Genomic DNA, 21,345 nt, shown 5'->3' with positions numbered 1-21,345 from the left:
TGTCCGGCGCGCTATTTAACACTTCAACCAGGGAGCAAACCAGCGTATGTCCGATATCGTGAGAATCGAAACGAATCAGCGCATGAGCCGTGTCGTCAAGGCGGCGGGGCTTGTGTTCATCGGCGGCCAGACGTCGAACGATCACGCGGCTGATGTGAAGATCCAGACGGCGAGCGTGCTGGCGAAGATCGACGGCTTTCTGGAGAAGGCGGGCATCGACAAGACGCGTCTCGTGTCGGCACAGGTGTGGCTCGCGAATATCGAGCGCGATTTCGCGGGCATGAACAGCGTCTGGGACGCGTGGGTCGCGCCCGGCTGCGCGCCGACCCGCGCGACCGTCGAGGCGAAGCTTGCCGCGCCGGAACTGCTGGTCGAGATCGCCGTCGTCGCGCTGGCGTAGCGGCGGCGCTTCGAAACGGGCGCCGTCAGCCTACGCGTTCGCCACGCGATACGTGCCCCGGCCGGCCTGCTTCGCGGTGTACAACGCCTGATCCGCGCGCCGGATCAGGCCATCGACGGAATCGTCGTTCGCCGCCAGCGCAATGCCGACGCTCGTGCCGATGCTGACGGCCTCGCCCGTCGACAGGTAGTACGGCAGCGCGATGTCGCGGATCACGCGCTGAGCCAGCGCGACGACGGACGGTAGCGTGGTGTGGTCGGCGATGATCGCGAACTCGTCTCCGCCCAGGCGCGCGACCAGCTCACCCGGACGCAGCGCGCGCGACAGCCGCGAAGCGACCGTCTCCAGCACCTCGTCGCCCGCGCAATGGCCGAGCCGGTCGTTGACCTGCTTGAAACCGTCGAGGTCCAGATACATCATCGCGATCGCATCGCCCGTCATCCGCGCGCGATCCAGCAGGATCTGCTCCAGCCGGTCGCGCAGCTCGCGGCGGTTCGGCAGGCCCGTCAGCGCGTCGTGCCGCGCGAGGTGCAGGATCTTCGCCTCCGTCTGACGCCGCTCGGTCACGTCCTCGATGATGATGATGGCGCTGCCGTCCGGCACCGGGTTGCGGGTCAATTCCAGCTGGCGGCCGTCCTGGAGTTCGAGGCCCATCGGGCTGCGCTCGTCGCCGAGCCATGCGCTGAATCGTTCGACGAGCCGCTTGCGCAGCGTCCCGCCGAACTGCGCGATGCCGACGTGGCCGATGAACTCGGGCAGCGGCACGTTGAGCTTGAGCATCTCGACGGTCGCGCCGAACAGCTCCGCCGTGCGGCGGTTGGCGATCACGACCTTGCCCGCCCCGTCGACGGTGCAGAGGCCATGCGGCATGTAGGCCAACGCGGCATCGAAGCGCGCGGCCAGTTCGGCGTGCCGCTGTTCAGCCGTCATCAGCGCGACGAGGCCGTTATAGTGGCGCCGCACGACCGACACCATCGCCGCGTTGTACGCGATGAGCGGCGGCACGAGAATCCATGCGCCGCTTTGCGGCGCTATCAGCGCGCCAATGCCGATCGGCACCGTGCCGAGAAAGATCTGCGCGATTGCAAGCCGCGGCAGCGCCGCGTTGCGCGACGCGATGCCGCCAAGGATGCCTGCAGCAACCATGATCGCGAGCGTGGCCAGTTCCTTGTCGGACGACAGAAAGCACGCCGCCGTGCCGAGGCCGAGCAGCAGGCAGGCAATCAGGCTGACGGGCGCGTAGCGGGCGGCCCACGGGCCGGGATGCACCTCACCGACACGGCTGCGCGCCACATAGAGGCGCACGATCCCGAGGCGTGCGGCCAGCAGGGCGATATCGGCGATCAGCCAGAGCGCCGTCCATGTCTGATGCAGCCGGAAGCACGCAACGACGGCCACGAAAATGCTGGAGAGGCCCGACAGGAACAACGGCCATGCGTTGTCGAACAGCGCGGACAGCAGCGCTGCGCGCACCGACGGGCTGACAACGGCCTTCTCTGGCGTGGGCGTCGCCAGTAGCGAATCAAACATGGAAGTTTTCTCGGACATGGCTCGGCCGTGATCGGGACGCTGCATTCCGGCCCATCGCGGGGCAAGCTTTGCTCTCTGAGTTAACGGCCTGAAAATGCGGGTCTTGAGTCAGGTAAACGCGACGCAAGCGGCAGGTGACGCATGATGCCGTAATTTTGGCCGCTCGTGCTGCCCGCGTGTATATGTTACTCACGCAAAATTCCGTTGAGCGTGCATCTGTCATGCAGCGCTGGAGCGTGACATTGCTGTGAATGTCGAGCATGCGGTGGAAGAAAGGCTGCGGCGCATCGCAGTCGAAGCGTTGCGACGATGAGCGAAGACCTGACCGGGTCGATCGGCTCGCAGAAGCACTAACGGCAATTCGCTGCCGATAGCGCCTGAAGGAAAGATAAGGCGATTGCCACCTCAAGCCACGCCGATGGTGTGAACATCAGCACGGCCGCTGACAGGCATCGATGTGAGCCGTCAACGATGAACGTGCCCATCGCGGGCAGGCAAGGCAAAACCTTTTGCCTGTTCGCGATCCTGCAGGTTCACGGCTGCAATCACCGTATTGCGTGGAATCAGGATTTTCAGGCCATCGACTTCCGCTTCGCACATGCCTTCGCTTGCGTCGAAGGTGTCGCACGTCAACTGGCTCCAGTCGTCCTCTTTCGGATGCTCGCTGAATACGTCGTGTGAAACGTTGCGCCAGTAAGCGCCGTGCAGAATGACAAGCCATGCCATCACGACCTCGATCAGAAAATTCCACTAGTGAACGTCGCAGGTTCACGCGGTGGGTGCGCCCGACGGATTGCGCAACGACCAGATGCCAGGCGTGTTTCTAAGCATCCAGTTACCACAGACGGTGCAACGGTATTCGTCACACACCTTGGCGTCAGAACCCATCGCGCTCAAATCGCCATGCGGCGGCGCTGACGATGGCTTTCCGTCCAAAGCCTTGCATGCGTCGCATGGTTGCATCTGCGTGCCTCGCGCTATGTCACGCGCTCAACTCTTGCGCGACGTCTTCGCGACGAAAGGCGTCGGTGCGTGCTGCACCTTGTCGCTGCCGCATTTGGGACATTTCAGCTGCGCCGTCGCATGTTCTGCAACGTGCTCCGCGTGCTCGAACTTTTCCCCACAACTCTCGCAACGATACTGATAGGTCGGCATGCTGATTCTCCGATGCGGACGAATTGGATGCGGATGCGAAAACGCATACGGCAGTAACCCATTCTAGTGCGGCATGCATCGATTGAAGGGTTTTTCGTATCGCGTATGGGTGCTGGCCATGCGCTCAGCATGGAACGCTATTTTTCTGCACTCACGTTCGGATATCGATACCCGTTTGAATAAATGGGCACTTAAAATTTCGTGCATCGCCAATGCACGATTTACTCACTTATCCGATCGACTGACGTCAGGAGAACCTATCGCATGCACAACAGACGAATACGACTACCCGCCCTGCTCTTCGGCGCATTCATTGCGATGGTCGCATCGGTCTGTCATGCGCAATACACGACCGACTGGCTCGCGAATACTTATGGCATGCTCGCCTCGCACGTCGGCAATGCCGCGCGTTCGATGTGGGTCGCGCCAGAAGGCGTCGTCTATACAGCTTCGATGTGGGACGAGAATGAAGGCGGCGTCGCGATTTACCAGAACGGACGAAGCGTTGGATCGATTGGTATCCATAGCGAGTTTCAAGGCGGCGCCATTACGGGCAATGCGACGTCGATTTTCGCGGCGATGCAGGCGGGCACGCAATACGGCAGCGGCGGCGTCGGGCGCTACAACCGCGCGACGTGTACACGCGATCTCGTCATCAACGTCAGCACATGGAACGCGGTGACCCGCGCCGATGCGATCACGGGACTCGCGACGGCCGGCTCGCTCCTCTATGCGAGCGATTTCTTCGGCAATCGCGTGCGCGTCTTCACGACAGATGGCGCTTGGCAGCAGGACTTCAGCGTCGCTGGACCTGGGGCGCTCGCGCTGGATAGCGCGGGCAATCTCTGGGTGGCGCGCAAGAGCGCGGGCGCCATCGTCGAATACGGTCCCACGGGCGCCTTGCTGAACACAATCCAGATGCCCGCGACCTCGCGACCTTCCGCGTTGTACTTCGATGCATCAACGGGCCTGCTGATGGTCGGCGACGAAGGCCCCGACATGAACATCAAGCTCTACAGCACGACAGGCGCGTCGCAACTGGCCGGCACCTTCGGTGTTCAGGGCGGCTATCTCGACACGACGACGGGCATCAAAGGTCAGGTCGGCGACAAGCGCTTCACGCGTATCGAAGGCATCGGCAAGGACTCAGCCGGCAATCTGTATGTGCTCAACAATCCGTGGGGCGGGGGCTGGGATCTCGGCCGCAACGGCGGCACGGACATTCACGCATATAACAGCGCGGGCACCCTGCTGTGGAAGCTGCAGTCGCTCAACTTCGAAGCTGTCGCCGCTCCCGATCCCGTGACGGATGGCGCGTTGTTCTATAGCGGCACGAACATCTATTCGGGCACGGCGGGCGGCACCTTCATCGCGAATACCGTCGATCCTTTCTCGTATCCCAACGACCCGCGCCTCAACGTCAACGACACGCAACGCGACGAGCACTTCGGCCAGCTCGTCAGCGTCGGAGGCAACCGGATTCTCGTTGCGTCAGGACAGAACCCGGCCATCTTCTACTTCTTCCATTTCGAAGCGTCGAAGGGTTATATCGCGGTGCCGGATGCGTCGCTGCCCGGTGCCGCGTTCAATACGACGCGCCCGGTGACAGGCGGCTTTAGCATCGACAGCAAAGGCGACGTGTGGGCCGGGCTCGATCGCACGAATCACATCTATCACTATCCGCTGACGGGCTTCGATGGATACGGCAAGCCGGCATGGGGACCCGGGATCGCTTTGCCGATTCCGATGAGCATCCGTCCGTTGACGCGCCTCATCTATCTCGCCGAAAGCGACACGATGATTCTTGCGCAAGGCATCGCAGGCAGTTGGGACTGGACCGCGATGAACACGCGGATCGAGGTGTATCACGGCTGGAGCGCGGGCAACATGACGCGGCCCGACCCGGTGATCAATCTCACCAGCGCAAATGCGAAGTCGATAACGGCGGCGGGCAACTATCTGTTCATCGGATACGTACACACGGTGCCGAACATCGACGCATTCAATCTCACCACGGGCCGCCTCGACGCAACGCTGACCAATTCGAACCCGGGCAACGTGGACGTCGGCAACGATGTCGACTCGATGTATGGCCTGCGAGCCTACCTCAGATCGACGGGCGAGTATGTGGTCACGAAAGACAACTACAACGGATCGAGCATCATCGTTTATCGCTGGACGCCGTGATGTCTTTGCGCAAGGGCAGCGCCGTTGCGGTTCAGGCCGCGGGCGCGCCCGGCACGTCCGGTGTGTACTTGCGCAGCCGCTGCGAAATGACGTGCGAAGGCTTTTCGATGATCCGGTAGAACGCGTAGCTGATCGCGAAGGCCAGCGCCACTTCGACGAACCATGCGTAGCGCGAGGTTTCGTCGAATGTCGTCATTTCGAGTAGCGCGAGCGCCGTCTTGTGGCAAAGATAAAGGCTGTACGACCAAGCGCCGCATGCAGCCAGCACCGTCCACGAACGGGATTGTGACGGCGTCGCGGTTTCCGTCGCGATCCAGATCGCCGCGAGGATTTGAAATACAGGCAGCGTGATATCCGGTGTGATCAGCGGCAGCATGGCCGGCTTGAGACTCGATTCCGACAGCAGAATCATCACGGCTGCGCCTGCGGCAACGACCACCGTCCTCAGCACGACGAGATGGTTGGCAAGCAGACGCGTACACGCATCCAGACCATGCCTCATTGCTCTCGTTAGCGGCGAATACGCGCCACGAATCTGAAACTGCGCTGCGTTGCGCTGTGTCTCCGCGATCAGGCAGCCTGAAATCCAGCCGGCTGCGTACAGCAACGCCGTGCCCGGAACGCGATAGGTTTCATAGACACAACCGCGACAAACGGGATGCCCGAACAGCCGCACGCATGCAACCATCGCAACCGCCATCAGCGCACAGCCGACGATCATTTCGCCAATATAGTGAAAGCGCGGCCGCAAAAGCGGATAAACGGCGTAATACACCATCTCGCAGTAAAGCGACCACAACACCGATTCCAGATAGTTCTGCCCAGTCGGCAATGGCTGAACGACGCATAGCAAAACGACCAGTGGCAACCCAATACGGATGAATCTCGACGCGTAATAGTTGACTGGTTTGAGCGCGACGTCCTTGTGATATGCAGCGTGAATGCAATAGCCGGAAATCACAAAGAACACGATGACAGCGGCGGGCCCGGCGAACAAGGCGGTCGATCCAGACCACAACGCCCCGCCCAGAAACGAGAGCCGATGCGGCAGGAGTTCCTTGAAAAGGGGCGGCTTGAAGTGGTACATCAGTACCCAGAACGCCGCAAGAAAGCGAATGCCGTCGATCTTTAAGGATTTTCCGGAATTGGCCGACGCCGGCAGCTTCAAGGTACTCGCCATTTTTTTCGCCCCTTTTATTACGGCTGCGTCGATCTTATCGTCGCAGCCGATAACAAAAATGGAAAATAATTGGCGAAATTAAATGGCGCCGCTCGAGACTTGAATGCTCGAGAGGCGCTTGCAGCAATTACATCGGCGGCGCAACGCCATCCTTCTCGACCACGACACGCTGTGCAACATAGCTGCCTTGCGAAGCCGGCGTCGCGACGACGAACACCTTCTTGCCCGGCGTCAGATCGCCATGCGTGGCGGGCGTGAACGTCACGACGGGTACGTTAGGCGGTACGGTCACGACGTTGCTGCCGCCCTTGTACGACAGCTTCAGGTCACGCCCACTCGTGCTTTGAACCACTGTGTCGACGTTCGCGTTGGTCATCGAACTGTTCGGCCCGAGGTCCCAGTCGTAGTGTCCTTCGCCCGTGCCGCGCGCGGACTCAGGGAATACCACGACTTCCGTTGCCGTCAGCTTGCCGTCCGTGCCCGTGGTCGCAGCCGTGCCGATGAACGTGCCCGGCTTGATATCGGACAGTTGAATCGCCTTGACGGCCGAAACAGCAATGGCCGGCTTCACTTCGATCGACACCGTGTCGCCGCTGCGGCGATGGACCTTGAGCGTGTCGCCGTCGAGCGACACGATTTCGCCGCGGATACGCGAGGGCTTGGTCGCGGGCGCCTGGGCGAACGCAGCCGTGGCAAGCGTGGCTGTCAGAAGTGTGGCGCCGAGTTTGATGCGGAAAGACATGGAAGCTCCCAACGGGTTGGTTTAGGTGTAGCGAGTGAACAACGTCATTGCGTCACGAACCGCCGAACCAGTTGTAGCCCTGGTTCTCCCAGTAGCCGCCCGGGTACTGGTTCGTGATTTCGATGGCGACAATATGCTTCGGGTTCTTGTAGCCGAGTTTGGTCGGCATGCGCAGTTTCATCGGAAAGCCGTACTTCGGCGGCAACACGTCGTTGTCGTAAGTGAGCGTGAGCAGCGTCTGCGCGTGCAGCGCAGTCGGCATGTCGATGCTGGTCCAATAGTTGTCCGCGCAACGTAGCGACACATACTTCGCGCTAGTATCCGCGCCTGCGCGGCGGAGGAAATCGGAGAAGCGCACGCCGCCCCAATGCCCGATCGCGCTCCAGCCTTCGATACAGATATGCCGCGTGATCTGGCTTTCCTGCGGCAGCGCGCGCAGTTCGTCGAGCGTCCAAACGCGCTTGCCGCGCGCGAGTCCGCTTATCTGCAAGCGATACGTCGCGGCGTCGACTTCGGGCACGTCGTCGATGTCATAGAACGCGTTGAACGGGAACGGCCGCGTGATCATCGACTCGGGATAGGTCGGCGCGAGTTTGTTCGGGTCGAACAGCAGGGCCTGCACGTCGTCGTTGAAAAACGAAATGCGGCGCAGCGCCGTGTTCACTGCCTTGTCGTTGGTCAGATCGCAACCAGACAGCAGCGCGATGCCACCGAGCGTCAGCAGACGCTGCCCGAACAGTCGTCGCGCGGGTGATTTCAGTTCGCGCTGTGCATCGCGGATGATCGACTCGCCGTGTGTCGCGAGAAAAGAGCCGGGCTGCGGGGTGCGCTTGCGGATCGTCATGATTCAGCGCCCCCGGATCATCAGCAGCAGCGAGCGCGGCACGAGCGCAACCATCACAACATGCACGACGAAGAACGCGACCAGCACGCTCATGCAGACGAAGTGAACGATGCGCGCATTGTCGTAGCCGCCCATCAACGTGCGCAGCAGCGGAAACTGTACGGATTTCCACACCGCGAGCCCCGACAGCACGATCAGCACGATATCGGCGATCACGACGAGATAGGCGAGCTTCTGGATCGCGTTGTACTGCGCGAGGTCGTCGTGCTTCAGACGTCCGCGCAAGGCGGCGACCAGATCGGCGGCAAGCTGTGTCGGTTTGAGCGGCAACAGCTTGCGCTGAAAGCGGCCCGACGCAAGATTCGCCGCCAGATACACGATGAAGTTCGCCACCAGCAGCCACATCACCGCGAAGTGCCATTGCAGCGCGCCGCCCAGCCAGCCGCCTAACGTAATCGAACGAGAAAACTGGATGACGGGAAAGATCGGCGACGCATCGTAAATCTGCCAGCCGCTCATGACCATCAGCACGACGGCCAAAGCATTGATCCAGTGCGTAATCCGCACCCACCCCGGTTGAACCGTGTTGTGACTCAAGACCACTCCAGGTTTGATGTTGTAGTTTCCGGCGCCACGCGATCCGCAACCGGCAATGCGCGTGCGCGCGAGTCAGGCACCGCGACATATGGGCTAACGCGGTCAATTGCTGGTTATTCCGTCGTGTCGTCAGATTTTTTTCTTGCAATCGGCTTTCAATGGCAATGCGGACGGCGCGTCTCTAGACGGCATACGGCGCTTGCGTCGCATGAATGTTATGTTATAACATCTCCGACATTGCCTTTCGTCACGACGAGAGGACGGAGAGTCATAACTACAACCGTTTCAACGGCGCAATCAGTCATCGCGTAAGCAATTCGAAAACAAGTCTGCTGCATGACACATTCATAGGATTCCTATGGATCGGATGCGCTCGCGCCATCAAAACGAATCGAACAAGATCTCAACGACAGCAAATAAAACAAAATGCGCAAACACACTCACGTGATGTACGCCACGCTACTTCTGTTTAGTGCCGCTTCACGGGCATCGGCGGCTACGGATGCTTCCGCGTCGACAGAGAACATCGCCGACCCAACCGAAATGACCGACGTGAAGGTGAGCGCCAAACGTCTCGACGACGTCCGCAACGGCTTGCTGCCCGAAACGGGCAGCAGCGTCTACCGTTTCACACAGGACGATATCGACGCCCTGCCCGCCGGACAGAACACGCCGCTTAATCAGGTGTTATTGCAAGCACCAGGCGTGGCCGCGGACTCATACGGTCAATTGCACGTGCGCGGCGATCACGCGAACCTGCAATACCGCATCAACGGCATCATCATTCCGGAGCCGATCAGCGGCTTTGGCCAGTCGCTCGACACGCGCATCATCGATCAGGTCAATCTGCTGACGGGCGCGTTGCCCGCGCAATACGGCTACCGGACAGCGGGCATCATCGATATCCGCACCAAATCGGGCGACACGGGCAACGGCGGTTCGATCGATGTTTTCGGCGGCAGCCATCAGACCATCAAGACCAGCGCCGACGTATATGGCAGCAAGGGGCCGTTCAGCTATTATCTGAGCGGCTCGCTGGGCATGAACAATCTGGGCATCGAAAACCCGACCGCGAGCGCCAACGCGATTCACGATCACACGCGACAAGGCGACGCGTTCGGCTATCTGTCGTACATCATCAATCCGCTGACACGCGTGAGCCTGCTATTCGGCACGACCAGCAACCAGTTCGAAATTCCGAATACGCCCGGCCTGCCGACCAACTTTACGCTCAACGGCAACAACACATTCGATTCATCTCAGCTCAACGAAACCCAATCCGAGTTGAACAACTTCGCGGCCATTGCGTTGCAAGGCACGAACGGCGGCGCATTCGACTATCAGGTCGCGTTTTTCACGCGCTACACGCGCACGCAGTTCAACCCGGACCCGATCGGCGATCTGATGTTCAACGGCGTCGCGGCGCAAGACTTTCACAGCAACTCGGCCAATGGCGCGCAAGTCGATACCACCTGGCGCCTGAACGACAAACACACGGTGCGCGCGGGCCTGTTCTTCCAGCAGGAGCACGCAGTCTTCGACAACAGCGTGAACGTCTTTGCCGTCGATGGAAACGGCAACCAGCTTTCCGATCAACCGTTCAACATTCCGGACAACAGCAGCAAAACGGGTTATCTGTACAGCCTGTACGCGCAGGACGAATGGAAGCTTACCGACCGCCTCACGCTGAACTACGGCCTGCGCTACGACCGGATGGACGAATACACGAGCGCGAGCCAGTTGAGCCCACGCATCGGCATGGTCTATACGCTCACACCGACGACCACCGTACATGCCGGCTACGCGCGCTATTTCACGCCGCCCGCATTCGAGCTGGTATCCGGATCGACGATCTCGAAGTTCAACGGCACGACGAACCAGAGTCCGTCCAGCCAGAACGATCCCGTGCAACCCGAACGCAGCCATTACTTCGATATCGGCGTGACGCAAAAAGTCGGCTCGGCGCTCACGCTCGGGCTCGATGCGTACTACAAGAAGTCGACCAATCTGCTCGACGAAGGGCAATTCGGCTCAGCCCTGATCTTCACGCCGTTCAACTATCAATACGGCAAAACGTACGGCGTCGAATTCACCGCGAACTTCAGGCATGACAATGTCTCCGCTTATCTGAACCTCGCGTATAGCCGGGCGCAGGGCAAGCAGATCAGTTCGGCGCAATTCAATTTCGATCCCGACGAGCTGGCCTTCATCAACAGTCATTGGGTGTTTCTCGATCACGACCAGCGCGTGACGGCTTCGTTCGGCGGCACGTATGATTTCGGCAGAACCACCTTCACGTTCGACGGATTAGTAGGCAGCGGACTGCGCAGCGGCTTTGCCAACACCGACCGTCTGCCCGTCTACGCACAGGTCAATCTCGGGGTGATCCAGCATTTCAACCAGCCGCTGATCGGCAAGTTCGACGCGCGTTTGCTCGTCGTCAACGCATTCAACCGCGTCTACGAACTACGCGACGGATCGGGTATCGGCGTCGGCGCACCGCAGTACGCGCCGCATTTCGCGGTGTATGCGGGCGCGACGAAGTACTTCTGATGCTTGAGGCGGGAGAAAGCGCTTACGCGCCCGCGTTCTCTTCAGCAAGAATCTGCTCAATCACCTGCTCGAACGCTTCGACGGGTTGCCCGCCCGTCACCAGATACTTCTGGTTGAAAACGATCGACGGCACCGACTGAATGCCCATAGCCTGGAACTGCTGCTCTTCTGCGCGAACTTCGTCGGCATACTCGTTGCCGTTAAGCACGTCGCGTGCTTTCGCGGCATCGAGACCGACGGATTGCGCGGCTTCGACCAGCACGTCGCGATTGCTTGGGTCTTTGCCGTCGCCGTGATAAGCCTGCAGCAGCGCGAGCTTCAAAGGCAACTGCTTGCCTTCGATACCCGCCCAATACAGCAGCCGATGCGCATCGAACGTGTTGTACACATAGTTGCGCGGCCCGAACGCAAAGCCGACGCTCGCGCCGCGCTCGCGGATCATCGCTTGCGTCTCCTCGATCTGCGCCGGCGTGCGGCCATATTTCTTGCCGAGATAATCGACGATCGCCTCGCCTTCCGGCCCCATCTGAGGATTCAGCTCGAACGGATGCATGACGATCTCGGCATTCACCGTATCGCCGAGACGAGACAGCGCAAGTTGTAGCGACGAAAGCCCGATCGCGCACCACGGGCAGGCGATATCGGAAACAAAATCGATTCTGAGTTGTTGCGTCATGTGTTGCGGATCCAATGAATGTCTAGAAGATCGGAGCACCTTATCAGAAACAGGCGCGACCGTTTTCTACTGCGCCGCAACATACCCGAATTCGCAAATTCGCGCGTGTCTTGTGGCAGGCGGCGCCATTTTCACCAATAATGGCCCAATAACTGTCGCAGAATGAGGACGGCCATGGATTACCCACCCGAAGCCATCCGTACCATCGCGCTGGTCGGCCACGCCGGTTGCGGCAAGACATCGTTGATCGAGGCGCTGCTGAAAGAAGGCGGCGCGATCCATGCGGCAGGCAGCGTCGACCGAGGCTCGACCGTCTGCGACTTCGATCCGCTGGAGCGCAAATACCACCACTCGCTCTCTTCCGCGATCGCCCACCTGCATTACCAGAACACCCGCATCTACCTCGCCGACACGCCCGGCTACCCCGACTTCTCCGGCCTTTCGATCAGCGCGCTGCCCGCCGTCGAAACCGCCGCGATCGTCATCAACGCGCGCACCGGCATCGAAATGACCACGCGCCGCATGATGGCGTGGGCCGAGGCGCGCAAGCTGTGCCGGATCATCGTCGTGAACGGCATCGATGGCGACAAGGTCAATCTGCCCGGTCTGCTCGAAGAGATTCAGGAGACTTTCGGCAAGGACTGTCTGCCCATCAACCTGCCCGCGCAAGGTGCAAGCGCCGTAGTCGACTGCTTCTTCAATCCGTCCGGCGAATCCGATCTGCTGACGGTCGAATCCGCGCACAACGCACTCGTCGACCAGGTGATCGAACTCGACGCGAAACTGATGGAGCTGTATCTCGAACAGGGCGAAGCAGTCCAGCCGGAACAGCTGCACGAACCGTTCGAGCGCGCGCTGCGCGAAGGACATCTGGTGCCCGTGTGCTTCACGTCGTCGGCGACGGGCGCGGGCATCCGCGAACTGCTCGACGTGTTCGTCAAGCTCTTGCCCAATCCGCTCGAAGGCAATCCGCCCCTCTTCTATCGCGATGTCGACGGGCGGCGCGAGACGGTGCAGGCCGAACCCGATCCGAACAAGCACGTGCTCGCGCATGTGTTCAAGATCGTGATCGACCCTTACATCGGCAAGATGGCCGTGTTCCGCATCCATCAGGGCACGGTGCGGCGCGACAGCCAGCTCTATATCGGTGACGCGCGCCAGCCGTTTCGCGTCGCGCATCTGATGCTGCTGCAGGGCAAGGACCACGAGGAAGTCGCGCAGGCGGGACCTGGCGATATCTGCGCGACGGCGAAGATCGACGAAATTTCGTTCGACGCCGTGCTGCACGACGCGCCCGAAGACGGCAACATCCATCTCGCGCCGCTAGCGTTCCCGACGCCGATCTACGGCCTCGCCATCGAGCCGGAGCGGCGCGGCAACGAGCAGCGTCTGTGGGAGATCCTGCAAAAGCTTGCGGCGGAAGACCCTTGCCTGAAAATCGAACATCCCGTCGGCACCAACGAGACCGTCGTGCGCGGACTGGGCGAACTGCATCTGCGGCACATGCTGGAGCGGCTCGCCGATCAATACAAACTCGGCGTCATCACGCGCCCGCCGAAGATCGCGTACCGCGAGACCATTGGCGGCAAGGCCGAAGGGCATCATCGCCACAAGAAGCAGACGGGCGGCGCAGGACAGTTCGGCGAAGTGATGCTGCGCGTCGAGCCGTTGCCGCGCGGCGCGGGCTACGAATTCGTCGATGCCGTCAAGGGCGGCGCGATTCCAGGCCAGTTCATGCCAGCCGTCGAAAAAGGCATCTTGCAGGTGATCGAGAACGGCCCGCTTGCGGGCTTTCCGATGCAGGACGTGCGCATCACCGTGTTCGACGGCAAGAGCCATCCTGTCGATTCAAAGGAAGTCGCGTTCGTCACGGCGGGCCGCAAGGCTTTCATCGACGCAATCCTCAAGGCGCAGCCGATCCTGCTCGAACCGATCGTGAACATCGAGGTGATGACGCCCGACACGACGATGGGCGACATCATCGGCGATCTGTCGTCGCGTCGCGCGCAGGTACAGGGCACGCGCAATCTGGCGGGCCGTGCTGTGGTCGTGGCGGGGAAAGTGCCGCTATCGGAACTGGCTGACTATCAGTCGCGCCTTAATGCGATTGCGGGCGGGCACGGCAATTACAGCATCGAACTGAGTCATTACGATCCAGTTCCGCCGAACCAGCAGGACAAGCTTGCGTCGCAGTACAAGAAGCAGGCCGATACAGCCTGAAGCGACAAAGGTGCCTAGCGCGACTTGCCCCGTGCGCCCTTCTTCGCGCTCGCGGCGCGCGGCGCGTCCTTGACGGGCAACGCGCCGCCCGTGATCTGCTCCATCCACGACAGCGCATCGACGTACGCCAGGAACTGCTGCAGATACCCCGGCGACAACTCGCGCATCAGCGACAGCGAGCGATGCACGAGGCTGCTCGAATTGAGCGGCCCGGCATTGCCCGGCACCTGTTCGAGCGATACGCGCACCTGTTTCTCGGCACTGACTTTGGACCACGTTTCGCGGAAGTAATCGAGCGCCTTCAATTCGGAGCGAACGGCGGCACTGAGGGCGACGCGCTCGTCGTCCGCCTGCGGGTGGCTCGCGATGTAATCGACCAGTTCCGCGAGCGGTCCGCGCTCGGGCTTACCTGGCACAGCGACGCACTCGGGCGCTTGCACCGTTGGCGCACGGCTGGCGAGATCGGCGGCATAGGATTCGAGCAAGGTCAACAGACGCGCATCGAGAATGCGGCGCGCTTCGCCATCGTGAGCGGCTGCCCGCCGCGCCAGCGCGTCGATGAAATGAAAACGCAGTGGATCGACCCGGTCGTCGCCCTGCTCGCGCCAGGCGTCGAGCGTGGTCTGCGCGTCGCTCGCGCTTACGTTGTTACTCACGGTTTCCGCCGCCCGATGACGCGGGCCTCGGCACCGCCGCAATTTCCACGCGACGGTTCTTCGCTCGCCCTTCGCTATCCGCGTTCGAGCTAACCGGCTGCTCCGAGCCGAACGCCGCCGCGAACACCGACGACGCAGGAACGCCCGCATCGATGAACGAACGTGTCACCGTCAGCGCGCGCTGCGCCGACAGCTCCCAGTTGTCCGCGAAGCGCCGGTTGCTTGACCGCACCTGCTGATCGTCGGCAAAGCCGCTGACCATCAGGATTTCATCGTGCGAGCGGAGGTACGCGGACAACGGCCCGGCCAGGCTCTTCAGCAGATCGCGCCCCTGCGGCTGCAACTGGTCGGAGTTCAGCGCGAACAACACGTTGCCGCTGATGCCGATGCGCCCGTTGACCAGCGTCACGCGCCCGGCCGCGAGCGGCCCGGCCAGCGCCTGCTCCAGCGTCTTGCGGCGTTGCGCTTCCATCTGCCGCTGCTTGACGGCGTCGTCGAGCCGCGCCGACAGTTCCAGCTGCACGCCGATCACGCCGACCAGAATCAGCACGAACGCGCCCAGCAGCACCGACATCAGATCGCTGAACGCGGCCCAGATGGGCGTCGTCGGCTCGACGCCACCGTCGATATCGTCGTTCATGCCGCGTCGGCTCCAGCAGATGCGCGCTGACCCGCCAGCTGTTGCAGGTCTTCGACGATCTGCTTCTGCGACAGCATGCTCAGGTCGATCACTTCCCGCGCCTGCGCGACGTAGTACGCAAGCTGTTCGTCGCTACGCAGCAGTGACTTGTCGAGTGCCGCTTCGATACGGTGCAGATGCGCCATCAGCTTGTCGTTCGATTCGCCGAACAACCGCACGCCCATGCCGAACGCTTCGCCGAGGCTCGCCACTTCGACGGCGCTGCCTGCCACCTGCGCAGCGACGTCGCCGAGCTTGCGGGTTTCAGTTTCGACCTTGTCGTTGAACTGCGTGCCCACCCGCTCGAGCAGTCCCGCCGACGTCGCGACGAGCGCATCGACGGCCGTGCGCTGTTCGGTCGACGCGTGATTCACGGCGTCGAGCAGCGTTTCGAGCGTGGCGAGCAGACGGCTGCGCTCTTCGAGCATCGCGGTGTCGCGGACCATGCTGTCGGAGAGCTTCTGACGCAGTTCGGCGACGACTTCCGCCGCCGCGCGCGGCGCTTCCGACGCGGCCTCGACGAGCCGCGAAATTTCCGCGATCGTGCCGCTCGCGTGAGCCTGCGTCTGCGCCGAGATATCGCGCGCGGTCTGTGCGAGCGTGTCGCAGATTTCCTGCTGGCGGCTCGCGGTGCGCTCGCCCGTTTCGTCCCACTTCTGGCTCAACGTCGCCGCGACCGTTTCGAGCGATGCACTCCATGCGTCCAGACGCTGCTGGTCGCGCGACGCCAGTTCGGCCTGCAAACCGGCATGCGACTGATCGACGGCGCGCAACAGCGCTGCCGAATGTTGTTCGAAGGCGGATGCCGCCGTCGTGAGCGCGTCGCGGTTGTGTTCCGCGAGCTTTTCGCTGGTGCGCTCCTGCTGGGTCAGTGCATGGGTCCAGGCTTGAGAAACCTGTCCCGCCGTTGCATCGAGGCGCGTCGACACACCGTCCAGCAGGGCCGTCGAGCGCTGCTCGAAAGTCTGCGTGTAGCCTTCCAGCGATGCGCGCAGATCCTTCGCGAGCGACTCGCTGGCGCTCCGGTGTCCTTCGAGCGCCTCGCTCCACAGATTCGCCACGTTCGCCGTGGTCGACTCGAAGCCACTCGACAGGCCGTCCAGTTGACGCTGCACCGCCTGCTCGACGGTTTCGCGCAGCGAAGCCATTTCGAGCGCGTGAGCGGCCATGGTGGCTTCCATCGCCGGCTGCAAGGCCGCGCCCGCCGCGCGCGCGCTTTCCGCCGCGCTCGACACCTGGCCCGCCGTCGTGTCGAGGCGTGCCGAGACGCCGTCCAGCAGCGTGGTCGAGCGTTGCTCGAAAGTCTGGCTGAAGCCTTCCAGCGACACGCGCAGATCCTGTGCGAGCGACTCGCTTGCGCTCCGGTGTCCTGCGAGCGCCTCGTTCCATAGCTTCGCAACGTTCGCAGTGGACGCGTCGAAGCCCGTCGTCAAACCGTCCAGCTGACGCTGCACCGCATGCTCGACGGTCTCGCGCAGCGACGCCATCTCGCGCGCATGGCCGGTCATCGTGGCTTCCATCGCCGGCTGCAACGCCGCGCTCGCCGCGCGGGCGCTTTCCGCCGCGCTGTCCTTCAACGACTGCGCAACCGTCGACACCAGCCGCGCGTACGCCGCTTCCGTGCGTCCATGAAAGGCGTGCTGGTTCGAGATCAGCCGCTCGTTGAGCGAGAGGCTCTGCTGCTCGATGGCCGTCATCATCGTCTGAAGGCGGTCGACCAGCACGGGCATCGTGTCCGCCTGGCGCTGCAGCAGTTTGAAGGTCTCGTCACGCTTCTGGCTCTGCGAGAAGGCGCGCAACGTGGTCGCGATCTTCGTGTCGAGCAACTGCGCGGCGAGAGCGCGCTCGCGGCGGCACAACGCCGACAGCAAGCCGAGCATCGCCGAGGTCGCCACGCCCGCAATCGACGTGCCGAACGCAAAGCCCAAGCCCTTGACGGGCGCGGCCAGCGACGCGCGGATCGCCTGCAGATCCGTCGCGCTTTCGAGCGCGGCGCCCGTGCCGCGCAGCGTCGTCACCATGCCGAGCAGCGTGCCCAGCATGCCGAGCAGCACCAGCAGCCCGACGAGGTACGGCGTGAGCGCCGGCCCCGGCAACGCAACGCGCTCGCCTTCGATGCGCAGGCGCACCGGGTTGCGCAAACCGGGATGCAGACGTTCGAGCCAGACGCCGAGCCGGGACGGCGCCTCGGACAGTTCCGCGAGCGCGCGCGTGAGCGTCGCGGTGGCCTCCTGATAGCGCTGCAGTTCCAGCGCGCCCGCCACATAACAGCCGGCGACCAGCAGCGTGACAGCGAGCGCCAGCGGATTCGACACGACATAGCCGGCGCCGACCCAACCGGCTACAACCAGACCTACGAGAAAAACAACGACAAAATCAATGCGATATCTGGACATGTTGTCCCAGTTAGCTGATGCGAAGGGCAGCCAGCAACCCTTCGACCGGTTGAAAACGAATATCGAGTTCGGCAAGCAACACGCTCTGCATGTCCTTGCGGAACACGTCTAGCCACGCGCCGGGCCGGGCCGCAGCGACTTGACTCTCGGCTGACGTGGCCGTAGTAGCCACAGCGTCCAGAGCGTCCTGCTCGTCCTGCGCGGTTTGGCGCAGGCGCTCGAAATGACCGCTGAGCAGACCCGGCACCGCGCCGAACAGGCTGCGCTCGCGCGCGCCGAGCGACCGCTCCATGATCGCGTCGACCACCGCGAGCCGCGTCATCTCCGACGTCTGTGCCGCCACCATGCTGCGCAGCCGGCCGCGCAGACTGCCGATGCGCGTTTCCATCGACTGCTGCAACGCCAGATAGCACTGGCGAAAGTCCGCGTAATTGGCTTCCGCTTCCGGCTGCTGCGCATTCTGCGCGTGTACCTGCGCGGCGCTGCGCCGCCGGCGCGGCGCGAGCATGCTGTCACCGGCAATCGCGTCCGCCAGCGACGCGCGCACGCGCGCGCACTCGTGCTCGACGCTGCCCGCGCCCCGCGCGCCGGACGCGACGGCAGGCGGCGCACTGTTGAGCGCCGTCGACAACGCAATCGCGTCTGTCCAGCCGAGCCATTGGCTCAACTGGTCCGACAGCGACTGACTGGAGGCGGGAACGTCGGCGGCAGTCAGGCGCGCGAGCAGACGGACGAGCGTCGGACCGCTGACCGCCGTACGCTGAGGGGCTTGAACCATACCACCCGAAACCATGAAAAGGCAGCATTTTACGCGCTGCCGGAGGTGAGATTGGCGGACGCGATGTCGAAGGAGCGTTGCGGGCCTCCCGCAGATGCCGCAAACCCCGGCAAACACAGGCAGAGACGGATTTCCAGCCGCCGTCGCGCATTCGCGACGGCGGCTTTTTGCTCGCATGCTTCGCCCGATCAGGCGAAATGGCTAGTTCATCGTCAGCACGACACGAAAGCGCGCGGCGCCGCTCATCATGCGGTCGTACGCTTCGGCGGCACGTTCGATCGGATACGTTTCGATCATCGGCTTGACGTCGGCGAGCGCGCTGAACGCGAGCGTGTCCTCGGAATCGGCCGACGAACCCGACGGCCAGCCCTGCACCGCATTGCGCCCCATGATGAACTGGACAGGCGGCACTTCGATCGGCTTGTCCGCGACGCCGAGGATGATCAGCTTGCCGTTGAGCGCGAGGCCGCCGAGCGTGGCCGTCATCGCGTCGGCGTTGGTCACCGTCGCGAGAATGACCGACGCTCCGCCCAGCGCCTTGAGCGCATCGGCGGGATTCTGCGAGCGGCTGTCGATGTAGTGATGCGCGCCGAGTTGCTTCGCGAGCGGCGCCTTGTCCTCGCCGCGCGCGATCGCAACCGTGTTGAAGCCCATGTGCCGCGCGAACTGCACGCCAAGATGCCCCAGCCCGCCGATACCGAGAATCGCGACCACCTCGCCCGCGCGCGCGCCGCTGTTGCGCAACGCGTTGAACGTGGTGATGCCCGCGCAAAGCAGCGGCGCGGCGTCCACGTCGTTGAGTTCTGCAGGCATGCGCGCCAGCGCCTCGACGGGCGCAACGAGGTAATCGGCATAGCCGCCGTCGTAGCTGATGCCCGGCACCTGGCCCTTTTCGCACACGACGAAATAACCGCGCCGGCAATTCGCGCAATGGCCGCAATGTCCGCCGTGCCAACCCACGCCCACGCGCTCGCCCGCTTTCCATCCTTCGACGCCCGCACCCACCGTATCGATCACGCCCGCGACTTCATGCCCCGGCACGCGCGGATACTGCAGGCCCGGCCACTGGCCCTCCTTGGTCAGCGAATCGCTGTGGCAGATGCCGCACGCCTGCACCTTGATCAATACCTGGCCCGCGCCGGGCGCCGGCACGTCACGCTCCACGAGTTCCAGCGCGCCGCCCGGCCCGCTCACCTGTACCGCTCTCATCTTTCGCATCGAATTGCTCCAGTCGAAGAACAGTCATGCCAGCGCGGCTTGCGCCGTTCCGCATCGCGACGCAGCCGGCTGGTCCGAAATGGATACTAGGTGCTCAATGATGCGTGCGCAATTGAACGGACACACGCGGGTGAGAACACGCGACACCACGTATCTGTCACGGCAACTTCACGGGCACTGGCCGCGTCAGCAGATCGACATAGAAATCGAAAAAACGTGCGTTATCGAAACGCTTGATGATCGTCATCTTCTGCAGCCCTGCCGGCGGCGAGCTTGCGTACCCCGTCGCCTTGCCGTCGTTCGCGCCGAAGCTCGTATCGACGTCGACCCAGCGTTCTTCCGTCTGCGTCGCGAAGCTCGGGTCCATCAGCCAGGCAATCGTGAGCGTGTCCCAAACGTCGGTCGTGTAGTTCGGGTTGGTTTCGAAGCCGTTCTTGCCGTCGAAACCATAGCCGTTCAACTGCTTGAACAGTTGCGTGATGATGGTCTGTCTGGTCGGATCGTGCGCGATGCGGTCGTAGACGGCTTTATCCATCTTCACGGTGTCGGTCACGTCGAGGGGAACCACGGTTTGTTTGATCGGCAAACGCAGCACTTCTCGTGCCGCTTCGGGATCGAACCACCAGTTGAATTCGGCCGTCGCCGTGGTGTTGCCCGGCACGTCGATCGCGCCGCCCATGTAGACGATCTGCTTGATCATCGGCACGATTTCGGGATGCTGTCTTGCCGCGAGCGCGATGTTCGTCAGCGGACCGATCGCGAGTATCGTCACCTGGTTCGGGTTCGCCTTCACGCTATCGACGATGAAGTCCACCGCGCTTTTGCTCTGCACTTTCGTATGCGTTGCGAAGCCGTCAGGCGGTGCGACGAGTTGAGCATCGGAAGTCGGCTCCGGTGTACTCCATGCGCCCAGATAGCCGTCGCCGCTGGGGAACCGCGCGAGTTCCTGCCGGATTTCCGAATTGGGATGCGCCAGCGCGTAATTCGCGCCCGCATACACGCCGATGCGGTCTCCAACGCCGAGCCGTTCCATCGACTTCAACGCGTCGGCGACACCTTGCTTGAGCCACTGGTTGCCCGACACGACTGTGATGCCAAGCACCTCGATCTTGCCCTGCGCCTGCAATTGCGCGGCCATCACGCCAAGCTGACCGTCGTCGCTCAGCGTGTTGTAGTCGCTATCGACGATCACCTTCGGCGCGGCACGCGCAACGCCATTTCCGCCGCAGCCCGACAGCATGACCGCGCATGACATCGTGACGAAAAGTCGCTTCAATGGCGTCTCCTTGTTGTCGCTTGTGTTCGCGCTGCGTGATCGGGGCCGCGTCGGCAGCAGGCTCATCATAGTGGCAAAGCCGACGCGAACAAAACCGCGAGCACGCCAAAAACCGCTTGGGCCGTGCGTTTCACGCCGAAACTCATGCGTGTTGCATGCACGCACTGAACGTTGCACCCGCAAGCAACATGGGAGGTGTCACGTTCTGCTCAACGAACGCCAGATCGTCGGGTACAGTCAACATCTTCACGGAGACAT

Annotated in this window: 18 protein-coding genes; 4 read left to right on the top strand and 14 right to left on the bottom strand. The window is 62.4% G+C overall.

The features are described 5' to 3' along the window. Positions 1–46 precede the first annotated feature (46 nt). The gene (locus tag C2L65_RS34585) at positions 47–400 is read left to right on the top strand and encodes a RidA family protein (protein ID WP_007585158.1); all 354 of its coding nucleotides are present in this window, start codon (positions 47–49) and stop codon (positions 398–400) included. 30 nt (positions 401–430) lie between these two features. Here C2L65_RS34585 and C2L65_RS34580 read toward each other — a convergent pair whose 3' ends face one another. The 3 genes from C2L65_RS34580 to C2L65_RS34570 all read right to left on the bottom strand — a co-directional run bounded on the left by C2L65_RS34580 (position 431) and on the right by C2L65_RS34570 (position 3,085). After that, complete coding sequence (locus tag C2L65_RS34580; protein ID WP_174485044.1) at positions 431–1,948, bottom strand: diguanylate cyclase domain-containing protein; 1,518 nt, start codon at positions 1,946–1,948, stop codon at positions 431–433. 447 nt (positions 1,949–2,395) lie between these two features. Next, positions 2,396–2,656, bottom strand: a complete 261-nt coding sequence (locus C2L65_RS34575; RefSeq protein ID WP_042306199.1) for a hypothetical protein — start codon at positions 2,654–2,656, stop codon at positions 2,396–2,398. 264 nt (positions 2,657–2,920) lie between these two features. Continuing rightward, positions 2,921–3,085, bottom strand: coding sequence for an FmdB family zinc ribbon protein (locus C2L65_RS34570; protein ID WP_007585164.1), 165 nt, complete (start codon positions 3,083–3,085; stop codon positions 2,921–2,923). A gap of 264 nt (positions 3,086–3,349) precedes the next feature. On the opposite strand from C2L65_RS34570, the gene C2L65_RS34565 reads away from it, so the two are divergent. Continuing rightward, positions 3,350–5,272, top strand: coding sequence for an SMP-30/gluconolactonase/LRE family protein (locus C2L65_RS34565; RefSeq protein WP_042306200.1), 1,923 nt, complete (start codon positions 3,350–3,352; stop codon positions 5,270–5,272). 31 nt (positions 5,273–5,303) lie between these two features. Here C2L65_RS34565 and C2L65_RS34560 read toward each other — a convergent pair whose 3' ends face one another. From C2L65_RS34560 to C2L65_RS34545, 4 genes are all read right to left on the bottom strand, one after another. Then, on the bottom strand, positions 5,304–6,452 hold the full coding sequence (locus C2L65_RS34560) for an acyltransferase family protein (RefSeq protein WP_042306201.1): 1,149 nt from the start codon (positions 6,450–6,452) through the stop codon (positions 5,304–5,306). 127 nt (positions 6,453–6,579) lie between these two features. Continuing rightward, positions 6,580–7,194 (bottom strand): hypothetical protein, encoded by a 615-nt coding sequence (locus C2L65_RS34555; protein ID WP_042306202.1) that lies wholly within the window; start codon positions 7,192–7,194, stop codon positions 6,580–6,582. A gap of 52 nt (positions 7,195–7,246) precedes the next feature. Next, positions 7,247–8,038 carry a molybdopterin-dependent oxidoreductase gene (locus tag C2L65_RS34550; protein ID WP_042306203.1) on the bottom strand — a complete coding sequence of 264 codons (792 nt, stop codon included), beginning with the start codon at positions 8,036–8,038 and terminating at the stop codon, positions 7,247–7,249. A 3-nt stretch (positions 8,039–8,041) separates the two neighbouring features. After that, positions 8,042–8,635 carry a cytochrome b/b6 domain-containing protein gene (locus C2L65_RS34545; RefSeq protein WP_042306204.1) on the bottom strand — a complete coding sequence of 198 codons (594 nt, stop codon included), beginning with the start codon at positions 8,633–8,635 and terminating at the stop codon, positions 8,042–8,044. 426 nt (positions 8,636–9,061) lie between these two features. On the opposite strand from C2L65_RS34545, the gene C2L65_RS34540 reads away from it, so the two are divergent. Next, positions 9,062–11,188: a TonB-dependent receptor gene (locus C2L65_RS34540; protein ID WP_233446717.1), complete on the top strand. Its 2,127-nt coding sequence runs from the start codon at positions 9,062–9,064 to the stop codon at positions 11,186–11,188. Positions 11,189–11,210: 22 nt separating this feature from the next. Here C2L65_RS34540 and C2L65_RS34535 read toward each other — a convergent pair whose 3' ends face one another. Then, positions 11,211–11,864, bottom strand: a complete 654-nt coding sequence (locus C2L65_RS34535) for a DsbA family oxidoreductase (RefSeq protein ID WP_042306205.1) — start codon at positions 11,862–11,864, stop codon at positions 11,211–11,213. A 174-nt stretch (positions 11,865–12,038) separates the two neighbouring features. Between C2L65_RS34535 and fusA the strand changes: the two genes are divergently transcribed. Beyond that, the gene (gene fusA / locus C2L65_RS34530; protein ID WP_042306206.1) at positions 12,039–14,084 is read left to right on the top strand and encodes an elongation factor G; all 2,046 of its coding nucleotides are present in this window, start codon (positions 12,039–12,041) and stop codon (positions 14,082–14,084) included. 14 nt (positions 14,085–14,098) lie between these two features. On the opposite strand, the gene C2L65_RS34525 is transcribed toward fusA, so the two are convergent. The 6 genes from C2L65_RS34525 to C2L65_RS34500 all read right to left on the bottom strand — a co-directional run bounded on the left by C2L65_RS34525 (position 14,099) and on the right by C2L65_RS34500 (position 21,087). Then, positions 14,099–14,740, bottom strand: a complete 642-nt coding sequence (locus C2L65_RS34525; RefSeq protein WP_042306207.1) for a DUF2894 domain-containing protein — start codon at positions 14,738–14,740, stop codon at positions 14,099–14,101. Further along, positions 14,733–15,380 (bottom strand): OmpA family protein, encoded by a 648-nt coding sequence (locus C2L65_RS34520; protein WP_042306208.1) that lies wholly within the window; start codon positions 15,378–15,380, stop codon positions 14,733–14,735. Before C2L65_RS34520 ends, C2L65_RS34525 begins: the two co-directional genes overlap by 8 nt. After that, a complete protein-coding gene (locus C2L65_RS34515; RefSeq protein WP_042306209.1) occupies positions 15,377–17,815 on the bottom strand; it encodes a DUF802 domain-containing protein in 2,439 nt (812 codons plus the stop codon). Before C2L65_RS34515 ends, C2L65_RS34520 begins: the two co-directional genes overlap by 4 nt. Before the next feature lie 10 nt (positions 17,816–17,825). Further along, positions 17,826–18,593: a DUF3348 domain-containing protein gene (locus tag C2L65_RS34510; RefSeq protein ID WP_042306210.1), complete on the bottom strand. Its 768-nt coding sequence runs from the start codon at positions 18,591–18,593 to the stop codon at positions 17,826–17,828. Between the two features lie 201 nt (positions 18,594–18,794). Next, positions 18,795–19,811, bottom strand: coding sequence for an alcohol dehydrogenase (locus C2L65_RS34505; protein WP_042306211.1), 1,017 nt, complete (start codon positions 19,809–19,811; stop codon positions 18,795–18,797). 157 nt (positions 19,812–19,968) lie between these two features. Then, on the bottom strand, positions 19,969–21,087 hold the full coding sequence (locus C2L65_RS34500) for a nucleoside hydrolase (protein WP_042306260.1): 1,119 nt from the start codon (positions 21,085–21,087) through the stop codon (positions 19,969–19,971). Positions 21,088–21,345: the final 258 nt, after the last annotated feature.

This window comes from Paraburkholderia terrae, assembly GCF_002902925.1.
In the GTDB taxonomy this organism is placed as follows: domain Bacteria; phylum Pseudomonadota; class Gammaproteobacteria; order Burkholderiales; family Burkholderiaceae; genus Paraburkholderia; species Paraburkholderia terrae.
The sequence above is the reverse complement of the archived record's forward strand: the minus strand, read 5'-3'. Positions and strand labels throughout refer to the sequence as shown.